The following is a 10,226-nucleotide window of genomic DNA, read 5'->3' as shown; positions in this document are numbered from 1 at the left end:
TGCAATTCGGTCATGCGCATTCGCGAAACAGAGCGAGGGCTTGTCACCGCACCGATGTTCCATTGCGCAGAATTGCATTGTTGCTTCCTTCCACGCGTCCATGCTGGCGCAACAAACGTGATTGTTCATCATTTCGACCCGAAACAAGTATTAACGGTCATCGAACAAGAACAAATTACCATCTTATTTGCCGCACCGACGATGTGGAATATGCTCTTGCAAGAAAAATTATCCGATTATGATTTATCGTCGCTTCGCATCGGTCTATACGGAGCCGCTCCGATGGCGCCAGTGCTTGTGAAAGAATGCAAAGAGCGGTTAGGCATTGATTTAATCCAAGCGTACGGCATGACGGAAATGGGACCAGCTGTTACGTTCTTGTACGAAGATGAGCAGTTAACGAAAGCTGGGTCTGCTGGGCGGGCGTGCTTAAACCATGAAATTCGCATCGTCAAACCGCGCGAAGACGGTCCATCCGACCCAGATGACATCTTGCCACCGGGACAAGTTGGTGAAATTATCGTTAAAGGTCCATGTATGATGGTTGGCTACTACAACCGTGAAGACGCGACCGAAAAAGCGATGTATAAAGGCTGGTATCATTCTGGCGATTTAGGTTATATGGATGAAGACGGTTATTTGTACGTGGCCGACCGCGTCGATGACATGATTATTAGCGGCGGCGAAAATGTCTATCCTCGCGAAGTAGAAGACGTGCTTTACGAACATGAAGGCGTGCTTGATGTCGCAGTGCTTGGCGAGCCAGATGCGCTATGGGGAGAAAAAGTCGTTGCTTTCGTCGTCAAAAAAGACCAACAGCTTACCGCAGAACAATTAGAGGCGTTTTGTAAACAAAGCGACAAGCTGGCTCCGTACAAACGACCGCGCGCGTACTATTTTGTCGAGGCACTGCCACGCAATGCGAGCGGAAAAATTCAAAAGTTTTTATTGCGCGAACAAATGAAAAAAATGGCGCAATCATAAGGTGGGGACAACATGGCAACCTATTTGCATGAAGAACATCACATTTTTCGGGAGGCGTTCCGAAAGTTTTTGCAAAAAGAAGCGTACCCGTTTTATGCGGAATGGGAAAAACAAGGAATCATTCCACGGGAGTTTTGGCGGAAAATGGGGGAGAACGGATTTCTTTGTCCGTGGGTAGATGAAGCGTACGGTGGATTTGGTGCCGATTTCGGCTATTCAGTCGTCATCAATGAGGAGTTAGAAAGAGTAGGGTCTAGCCTTGTCGGCATCGGCTTGCATAACGATATCGTCGTTCCGTATATCGCATCGTACGGCACAGAAGAACAAAAGAAGAAATGGCTACCGAAGTGTGTATCCGGGGAACTCATCACCGCCATTGCGATGACCGAACCAGGCGCAGGTTCTGATTTAGCAGGTATCCAAACAACGGCGGTGAAACAAGGTGACCATTATATCGTCAACGGGCAAAAAACGTTCATTACAAATGGCATTCATGCGGACTTAGTCATCGTCGTTTGCAAAACGAACCTGAGTGCGAACCCGCCGCATAAAGGGATTAGTTTGCTTGTGGTAGAGCGAGAAACACCGGGGTTTACACGCGGTCGGAAGCTTGAAAAAGTCGGATTGCATGCCCAAGATACAGCGGAGTTATTTTTTAGCGACGCGAAAGTTCCGGTGGAAAACTTACTTGGAGAAGAAGGAAAAGGGTTTTACTATTTAATGGAAAAATTGCAACAAGAGCGGCTCATTGTTGCGATTGCTGCACAAACAGCAGCAGAAGTGATGTTTGACTTAACGAAGCGGTATGTGAAAGAACGTACGGCGTTTGGGAAAACGATTAGCCAATTTCAAACCGTTCAATTTCGGCTTGCGGAAATGGCGACGGAAATTGCGTTAGGGCGCGCGTTTCTTGACGATGTCATCGAACAGCATATCGCAGGCAAAGACGTCGTGGCAAACGTATCGATGGCGAAATGGTGGATGACAGAAATGGCAAAGTGTGTTGCTTCGGAAGGGATGCAGCTTCACGGAGGATATGGCTATATGGAAGAATACGAGATTGCCAGACGTTACCGCGATATTCCGGTGAGCGCCATTTATGCCGGAACGAATGAAGTGATGAAAATGATCATTGCGAAACATCTTGGGCTTTAGGGGGGATTTTGTTGCTTGCTGGAATAAAAGTGATTGATTTTTCCCATTATCTCCCCGGTCCGTTTGCGAGTCTTCGCTTAGCGGATTTAGGGGCGGAAGTAATCAAAATCGAGCCGAAAACAGGCGATCGAATGCGGGAGTTAGCCGATGATTACCTTTTTGACGCGAACAATAAAAATAAAAAAAGCATCGCGCTCGATTTGAAGGACGAGCAAGATGTTCAAATCGCGCAACAGCTTATCCGCGAAGCAGACGTCGTTATCGAAAGTTTCCGTCCCGGTGTCATGAAAAAGCTTGGGCTTGGCTATGAAGACGTATCCGCTCTCAATCCAGCGATTGTTTATTGTTCTATCAGCGGGTATGGTCAGCATAGCACATATGGGAGCCATGACATCAATTATATGGCGCTTTCCGGTGTTTTAGCCCAGATGAAAGCGGACGGCCGCCCCATTCATCCGACGATCACGCTTGCCGATCTCATTACGAGCATGCATGTCGTTGAACAAGTTGCCGCTGCTTTGTATGCTCGGGAGCGGACGGGAAAAGGGTGTTATATAGACGTTGCCCTTGTCGACGGCTTACTTTCAATGATGACAAACCATTTTGTAGTAGAACACTATACGGGGCAAAAAAACGGGATTCCTGTATTAGCTGGCACGGTTGTGTCGTATCATTTGTACGAAACGAAAGACGGGCGCTATATGGCGCTTGCCGCGCTGGAAGCACACTTTTGGCGCAATTTTTGTGACGCAGTCGAAAAGCCAGAATGGTATGAAGGACATTTATCGGCAGCTTGTGACGACAATCCTCTCTTTCTAGAAATAAAGCAGTTGTTTCGCACAAAAACGTTCCAACAATGGATTGCGTTTGCCGAGCAAGTCGATTGTTGCTTAACGCCGGTATTCGAAACAGATGAAGCGAAAACGTGGTTTGCAAATAACGCGTACCGAAAAATGATTCATATCGACAACGACCAAATTGAAGTGGCGACTCGTTATGACGAACATTTTTTTACAAAACGTACACGAGCACCAAAGCTAAACGAACATGGAGGAGTGCATGCATATGATGAACGTTCCATTAAATATTGTGACAATGCTTGAACGGGCAGAAATGTTTTTTCCGAAAAAACAAGTCATTTCGCGGATGAAGAACGGGCTTGTCCGCCACACGTATCAAGAAATTGGCGAACGGACGAGAAAGCTTGCGAGCGCATTACGAACACTTGGCGTCCATACAGGAGACCGCGTCGGTACGTTTGCATGGAACCATCATCGCCATTTAGAAGCGTATTTTGCCATTCCAGGCATCGGGGCGGTGTTGCATACGATTAACATTCGCCTGTCGCCGCAACATATCGCCTATATTATTAATCACGCCAACGACCGTGTGCTATTGATTGACGACGATTTACTGCCGCTCATTGAACGTGTGAAAGACGAAATAAACGTTGAAGCGTTTGTCATTATGACCGATGAACCGACGCTTCCCGAGACGACGCTGTCGCCTGTTTATCATTATGAGGAATTGTTACAACAAGCCGAGCCGATTTCGTTTGTCAAAGATATCGATGAGCATCATCCTGCTGGGATGTGCTATACGTCCGCAACAACTGGAAATCCAAAGGGCGTGTTATACTCCCATCGCGGCATCGTTCTCCATAGCATGGCGCTAGGGCTTGCCGATAGCGCGGCGCTGTCGGAATCGGATGTGGCGCTGCCAGTCGTGCCGATGTTTCATGCGAATGCGTGGGGCTTGCCGTTTGCGGCGGTTTGGTTTGGAACGACGCTCGTTATGCCAGGGGCAGCATTTACACCGAAAATATTGGCAGAACTAATGGAACAAGAAAAAGTGACGCTTGCGGCTGGTGTGCCGACCGTTTGGCTTGGCTTATTGAATGAGTTGGAAAAAGGCACGTACGATTTACGCAGCGTGACGCGCATTTTATGCGGTGGTTCAGCAGCGCCAAAAGGAATGATTCGCGCCTTTGAAGAAAAATACGGCATCCCGTTCGTGCACGCCTACGGCATGACGGAAACGAGTCCGCTTGTCGTCTTATCGCGTCTAAAAAGCTACCAGCAGCACGTATCGAACGAAGAAAAATTGGACATCCGTGCGAAGCAAGGATTTCTTGTCCCTGGGGTAGAAATGAAAGTGATTGGCAAAGACGGCGAAGTAGCGTGGAACGGAACAGAAATGGGCGAACTATGCTTGCGCGGTCCGTGGATTGCCGACGAATACTACAACGATGAGCGAAGCAAAGACGCATTTCGCGATGGTTGGCTATATACGGGAGATGTCGTCACCGTCGATGAGGAAGGATTTATTAAAATCGTCGACCGGACAAAAGACGTCATTAAAAGCGGTGGGGAGTGGATTTCGTCTGTCGATTTAGAAAATGCCTTGATGGCGCACGAAGCGGTGTTTGAAGCTGCCGTTGTGGCGGTGCCACACCCGCAATGGCAAGAGCGACCGATCGCTTGCGTGGTAGTGAAAGAAGGAAAAAATGTGACAAAAGAGGAACTATACGACTTTTTACGTCCGCAATTTGCGAAATGGTGGCTGCCGGATGAGATTATTTTTATGAACGAAATTCCGAAAACAAGTGTCGGAAAATTTTTGAAAATGAAATTACGCGAACAATTTCGCGATTATTTCACGAATGTTCAATAGGGGGAGTAGCGATGCAAACAATTGCAGTCATCGGTGCTGGCTTAATGGGAAGCGGCATTGCCCAGTCGCTAGCGATGGGCGGAAAAACGGTTTATTTATACGATATTTCCGAAGCAGCGCTTGAAAAAGGAATGCAGTCGATTCAAAAAAGCCTTGCTCGCTTTGTAAAGGCTGGTAAACTACAAGAACAAGAAGCAACGGCTATTCTTGCCCGCATCCAAACCGAAACGAATTTGCAAGAAGCAGTAAAAGAAGCGGACGTTGTCATCGAAGCGGTGCCAGAACATTTGCCGCTCAAAAAACAAGTATTTGAACAGCTTGACCGCTATGCGAAACAAGAAGCGATTTTAGCAACGAATACGTCGGAATTAAGCGTGACCGCGATTGCCGCAGCGACTAAACGTCCGAGCCAAGTCGTCGGCATGCATTGGTTTAACCCAGCGCCAGTCATGAAGCTCATTGAGATCGTCAAAGGCGTGGCAACATCCGAACAAACGATCGAAGTGATTCAACAACTGTCCGAAGAAATCGGCAAAGAAACAGTCGTTGTCAAAGATATGCAAGGATTTGTGACAACAAGAGCGCTTGCGGCGCATATGATTGAATGCATTCGCATGTACGAAGAAGGAGTTGCTTCCGCCGAGCATATTGACAAAGCGATTCGCCTCGGGCTGAATTACCCGATGGGACCATTAGAACTTGCCGATTTAGTCGGATTAGATACGATGTTGTTTGTGAGTGAAAATATGACAGAAGCGTATGGCGACCGATTCCGTCCACCACAAACGCTTCGCAAACTTGTCGAAGCGGGGCATCTCGGTCGAAAAACAGGCAAAGGATTTTACACATACGAATGAAAGAAGGGAAAGATATGCGCGAAGTCGTGATTGTCGAAGCGGTACGCACTCCTGTTGGCAAGCGAAACGGGGTGTTCCGTGACAAACATCCTGTTCACTTAGCAGCTGTGGTGCTCGATGAAGTCGTGAGACGAGCGGGGATTGGAAAACAGCTGATCGAAGATATCGTGATGGGATGCGTAACGCCGATTGGCGAACAAGGCTACAATATCGGGAGGCTAGCAGCATTAGAGGCAGGCTTTCCGGTGGAAGTACCGGCGGTGCAAATTAACCGAATGTGCGGGTCGGGACAGCAAGCGATTCATTTCGCTGCGCAAGAAATTAAATCAGGCGATATGGATATTACGATTGCGGCTGGCGTCGAAAGTATGACGAAAGTGCCGATTTTAAGTGACGGGAACGAGCGAACGATTCCACCGTCGCTCCATGAAAAGTACGAATTCGTTCACCAAGGAGTGTCTGCTGAACGGATTGCCGAAAAATACGGATTGACAAGAGAACAGTTGGACGAATATGCATATGAAAGTCATCAACGGGCGCTTCGGGCACAAGCGGAAGGTCGTTTCACCGAAGAAATCATACCCATCCACGGGCTTGATAAAGATGGAAACGACATCATCGTAACAGCCGACGAAGGACCGCGCCAAGATACATCGTTTGAAGCGTTGGCGACATTGAAGCCGGTCTTTAAACAAAACGGAAAAATTACGGCTGGAAACGCAAGTCAAATGAGCGACGGTGCTGCTGCGGCGCTGCTGATGGAGCGCGAAACAGCGATTCGCCTCGGCTTGAAGCCGAAAGCAAAAATCGTCGCGCAAACGGTCGTTGGCTCCGACCCGACATATATGCTTGACGGTGTCATCCCGGCGACGAAAAAAGTATTGCAAAAAGCAAACCTCACCATTGATGATATTGACCTTGTCGAAATTAACGAAGCGTTTGCGCCTGTCGTCCTCGCTTGGCAAAAAGAAATCGGTGCTCCCCTTTCGAAAGTGAACGTTAACGGTGGTGCCATCGCCTTAGGTCATCCGCTCGGTGCAACGGGCGTGAAACTGATGGCATCCCTCGTTCACGAACTCGAACGACGAAAGGGGCGCTACGGGCTACTGACGATTTGCATCGGGCACGGTATGTCCACTGCGACCATCATCGAACGGTGGGAAGAATAAAAAGAAATCGGATGTCTCCATCAAGACATCCGATTTCAGTTTTCCATCTTCAACGATTTATTTGGCAATTTCCAGTTGTACGTATATGATAAAATACGTAATGTTGCAACAATAACAAACAATACGTACAAACTAATTGAAGAATGTGCGATTCCAGTTCCGACTGTAATGCCAGCTACAATAGCCCAAACAGCATAAATTTCATCGCGCAATACGAGCGGTTTTCTTCCCGCCAGTACATCACGGATCATCCCCCCACCGCTCCCGGTCAATACAGCAGCGACGATGACCGCGCTCAACGGAAGATTCATTTGAACAGCATATAGCGCTCCTTGAATGGCGAACGCTGAAAGACCGAGGGCATCAAAAAAGTTCCCCCACCGCTGCCAATGTGGTAGCATTTTTTGCGGAAACAAATAGACAATCGTCATCGCAATAAACGCAATCAAAAAAAGAGTTTGTTGCTGCCAAAGGATCGATACAGGTACACCAATTAATACGTTGCGTACAGCACCGCCGCCGAATGCGGTTACAATTCCGAGAATATACACACCTAAAATATCGTATTCTTCTTCCATAGCAACAATGGCTCCGCTAATCGCAAAGGCGATGGTGCCAATCATACTTAATACTTCCCAAGTCATCGTTGCATTCCTTTCTATCATGTAACATCACGTTAAAATTTTATGTGTAAAATACGAAAAAATCAATGCTCATTTTTCAGTCATAGCACTTTTACATAAGATTTGTTATGATGAGAACAGACGTTCAACAGGAAAGAGGGAAAATATGCAAAAAGAACAAGAAAGAGTGATTATTGTTGGGTGTCAATTACCACATGTCGATGATGAGCGGTTTTCGTATTCAATGGAAGAGCTTTCTTCGCTCGCTCATACGGCAAACGGTAAAGTCGTTATCCAGCTTACGCAAAAGCGGGAGATGATCCATCCGGCTACATATATTGGTAAAGGAAAAGTGGAAGAACTTGTTCGGCTTGTTGAACAGTTTGAACCAGATGTTGTTATTTTTAATGACGAGCTGTCGCCAAGTCAAAACCGCAACTTAACGAAGGTATTGAATGTGCGTGTCATTGATCGGACGCAGCTTATTTTAGACATTTTCGCAAGCCGGGCGCGTTCAAAAGAAGGGAAATTGCAAGTTGAGCTTGCTCAGTTACAATACATCTTGCCGCGGTTAAGCGGGCAAGGTGTAGAACTCTCTCGTTTAGGTGGTGGAATTGGAACGAGGGGACCGGGGGAAACGAAACTAGAAACGGATCGTCGTCATATTCGCCGTCGCATCGATGAAATTAAAGCGCAGCTAAGAGCGGTCGTCGAACATCGTGAACGGTATCGTGAGCGACGAAAAAAAAATGCTGTGTTTCAAATTGCGCTTGTCGGCTATACAAACGCTGGAAAATCCACGCTTTTTAACCGCCTAACGAACGCAGATGCGTTGGAAGAAAATTTATTGTTCGCTACGTTAGATCCGCTCACTAGAAAACTTGTGCTGCCAAGCGGCTACACCGCGCTGTTGACGGACACGGTCGGCTTTATTCAAGACTTGCCGACAACGCTTGTTGCAGCGTTTCGTTCGACGTTAGAAGAAGTGAAAGAAGCTGATTTGATTTTACATATTGTCGATTCGTCCAATCCGGACTATATTCAACATGAACAAACTGTTTACCGCTTGCTTGAGGAGTTGGAGGCGACATCTATTCCAATTGCTACCGTGTATAATAAACGCGACATCGTCCTTCCGAGCTTTGTGCCAAGCCCGAAAACGGACTATTTGTTAGTGAGTGCCTTTCATGAACAAGACGTCCAAACCTTACGCCATTTTATTGAACAAAAAATGATAGAGGCGATGGAACATTATAATGTAGCGATTCCGTCGTTTGCAGGAAAATTGCTCGCACAACTAAAAGCAGAAACAATTGTACAACATATGTATTTCAATGAACAAAGTGGTATGTACGAGTGTAGCGGCTATTTATTGCCGGAACATCCACTTTTAGCACAACTAAGAACATATCAAAAATAGAAAGGGTTGTTTTATGTTTCAACATTTAACTCATGGAGAAAAAATTGAAGCGCTCGTCAAAGAAGTTGAAGTACAAATTGCGCCGGTTCATCGGGCAATTGAAGAGCGGATCGACTATAACCAATATCGCGTTTTGCAGAGCTTTCGTCACCATCAAGTGAGCGATGCTCACTTTATTCCATCAACAGGATATGGTTATGATGACATCGGACGTGATACGCTTGAAAAAGTGTATGCGGACGTATTCGGTGGGGAAGCGGCGCTCGTTCGTCCGCAAATCATTTCCGGTACGCACGCCATTACGATTGCCTTGTTTGGCATTTTGCGCCCCGGCGATGAGCTTTTATACATCACTGGCAAACCGTACGATACACTCGAAGAAATTGTCGGCATTCGTGGCAAAGGTATCGGCTCGTTAAAAGAGTTTCATATCGGCTATCAAAGTGTACCGCTCACTCCAGAAGGAAAAGTTGACTTCGTAGCGGTCAAACAGGCGATCAACGAACGGACAAAGATGATTGGTATTCAACGCTCGAAAGGGTACGATCCTCGACCATCGTTCACTATCGCCGAAATAAAAGAGATGATTGATTTTGTCAAAGCAATCAAACAAGACGTTATTGTGTTTGTTGATAACTGTTACGGAGAATTTGTGGAAAACCAAGAGCCGTGCCATGTTGGTGCCGATTTAATGGCGGGTTCACTTATTAAAAATCCAGGTGGCGGATTAGCAAAAACGGGAGGATATCTCGTTGGTAAACGCGAATGTATCGAGATGTGTGCGTACCGCATGACATCTCCGGGAATCGGGGGAGAGGCAGGCGCCTCTTTATATAGTTTGCAAGAAATGTATCAAGGTTTTTTCTTAGCTCCGCATGTTGTTGGACAAGCGTTAAAAGGGGCGGTTTTCACATCAGCGATGCTCGAACGGATTGGAATGAATACGTATCCAACGTGGGATGCAGTACGTACAGATTTAATTCAATCGGTGCAATTTGATGATGCAGAACAAATGATTGCATTTTGTCAGGCGATTCAATTTGCATCACCAGTCAATGCCCATTTCACCCCATACCCGAACTATATGCCAGGCTATGAGGATGACGTCATTATGGCGGCAGGGACATTTGTACAAGGTGCAAGCATTGAGCTATCCGCCGATGGCCCGATTCGGCCTCCATATGTTGCATACGTCCAAGGGGGACTAACGTACTCACATGTCAAAATCGCTGTTTGCATGGCGATTGATCAGTTGCTTGAAAAACAGTTGATTCAATTATAAAATTTTCAGAAAAAAACATGTGATAAGATGTAACGTGTCATTGACATATAAACTAACATATAA

The 10,226-nt window shown here is 46.6% G+C and carries 9 protein-coding genes; 8 read left to right on the top strand and 1 reads right to left on the bottom strand.

The genetic code is table 11. The features are described from left to right. The 6 genes from LD028_RS00240 to LD028_RS00215 form a co-directional block, all read left to right on the top strand. Nucleotides 1–984: AMP-binding protein (locus tag LD028_RS00240; RefSeq protein ID WP_237810506.1), on the top strand; the 984-nt coding region annotated here is incomplete at its 5' end. 12 nt (nucleotides 985–996) lie between these two features. Next, on the top strand, nucleotides 997–2,139 hold the full coding sequence (locus LD028_RS00235; protein ID WP_237810505.1) for an acyl-CoA dehydrogenase family protein: 1,143 nt from the start codon (nucleotides 997–999) through the stop codon (nucleotides 2,137–2,139). Nucleotides 2,140–2,150: 11 nt separating this feature from the next. Continuing rightward, on the top strand, nucleotides 2,151–3,242 hold the full coding sequence (locus LD028_RS00230; RefSeq protein WP_237810504.1) for a CaiB/BaiF CoA transferase family protein: 1,092 nt from the start codon (nucleotides 2,151–2,153) through the stop codon (nucleotides 3,240–3,242). Beyond that, nucleotides 3,205–4,812, top strand: coding sequence for a long-chain fatty acid--CoA ligase (locus LD028_RS00225; RefSeq protein ID WP_237810503.1), 1,608 nt, complete (start codon nucleotides 3,205–3,207; stop codon nucleotides 4,810–4,812). Before LD028_RS00230 ends, LD028_RS00225 begins: the two co-directional genes overlap by 38 nt. 11 nt (nucleotides 4,813–4,823) lie before the next feature. Beyond that, nucleotides 4,824–5,669 (top strand): 3-hydroxyacyl-CoA dehydrogenase family protein, encoded by an 846-nt coding sequence (locus LD028_RS00220; RefSeq protein ID WP_006318296.1) that lies wholly within the window; start codon nucleotides 4,824–4,826, stop codon nucleotides 5,667–5,669. A gap of 14 nt (nucleotides 5,670–5,683) precedes the next feature. After that, nucleotides 5,684–6,838, top strand: coding sequence for a thiolase family protein (locus LD028_RS00215; RefSeq protein ID WP_237810502.1), 1,155 nt, complete (start codon nucleotides 5,684–5,686; stop codon nucleotides 6,836–6,838). Between the two features lie 35 nt (nucleotides 6,839–6,873). On the opposite strand, the gene LD028_RS00210 is transcribed toward LD028_RS00215, so the two are convergent. Next, the gene (locus LD028_RS00210) at nucleotides 6,874–7,482 is read right to left on the bottom strand and encodes a trimeric intracellular cation channel family protein (RefSeq protein ID WP_237810501.1); all 609 of its coding nucleotides are present in this window, start codon (nucleotides 7,480–7,482) and stop codon (nucleotides 6,874–6,876) included. A 145-nt stretch (nucleotides 7,483–7,627) separates the two neighbouring features. On the opposite strand from LD028_RS00210, the gene hflX reads away from it, so the two are divergent. Both hflX and LD028_RS00200 read left to right on the top strand, forming a co-directional pair. Further along, nucleotides 7,628–8,881 (top strand): GTPase HflX, encoded by a 1,254-nt coding sequence (gene hflX / locus LD028_RS00205; RefSeq protein WP_237810500.1) that lies wholly within the window; start codon nucleotides 7,628–7,630, stop codon nucleotides 8,879–8,881. 13 nt (nucleotides 8,882–8,894) lie between these two features. Then, nucleotides 8,895–10,163 (top strand): methionine gamma-lyase family protein, encoded by a 1,269-nt coding sequence (locus tag LD028_RS00200; RefSeq protein WP_077428334.1) that lies wholly within the window; start codon nucleotides 8,895–8,897, stop codon nucleotides 10,161–10,163. Nucleotides 10,164–10,226: the final 63 nt, after the last annotated feature.

The sequence above is a fragment of the Anoxybacillus sp. LAT27 genome (assembly GCF_022030075.1).
GTDB lineage: Bacteria > Bacillota > Bacilli > Bacillales > Anoxybacillaceae > Anoxybacillus > Anoxybacillus kestanbolensis.
Note: the sequence above shows the minus strand (reverse complement) of the source record. Positions and strands in the feature narration are given on the sequence as shown.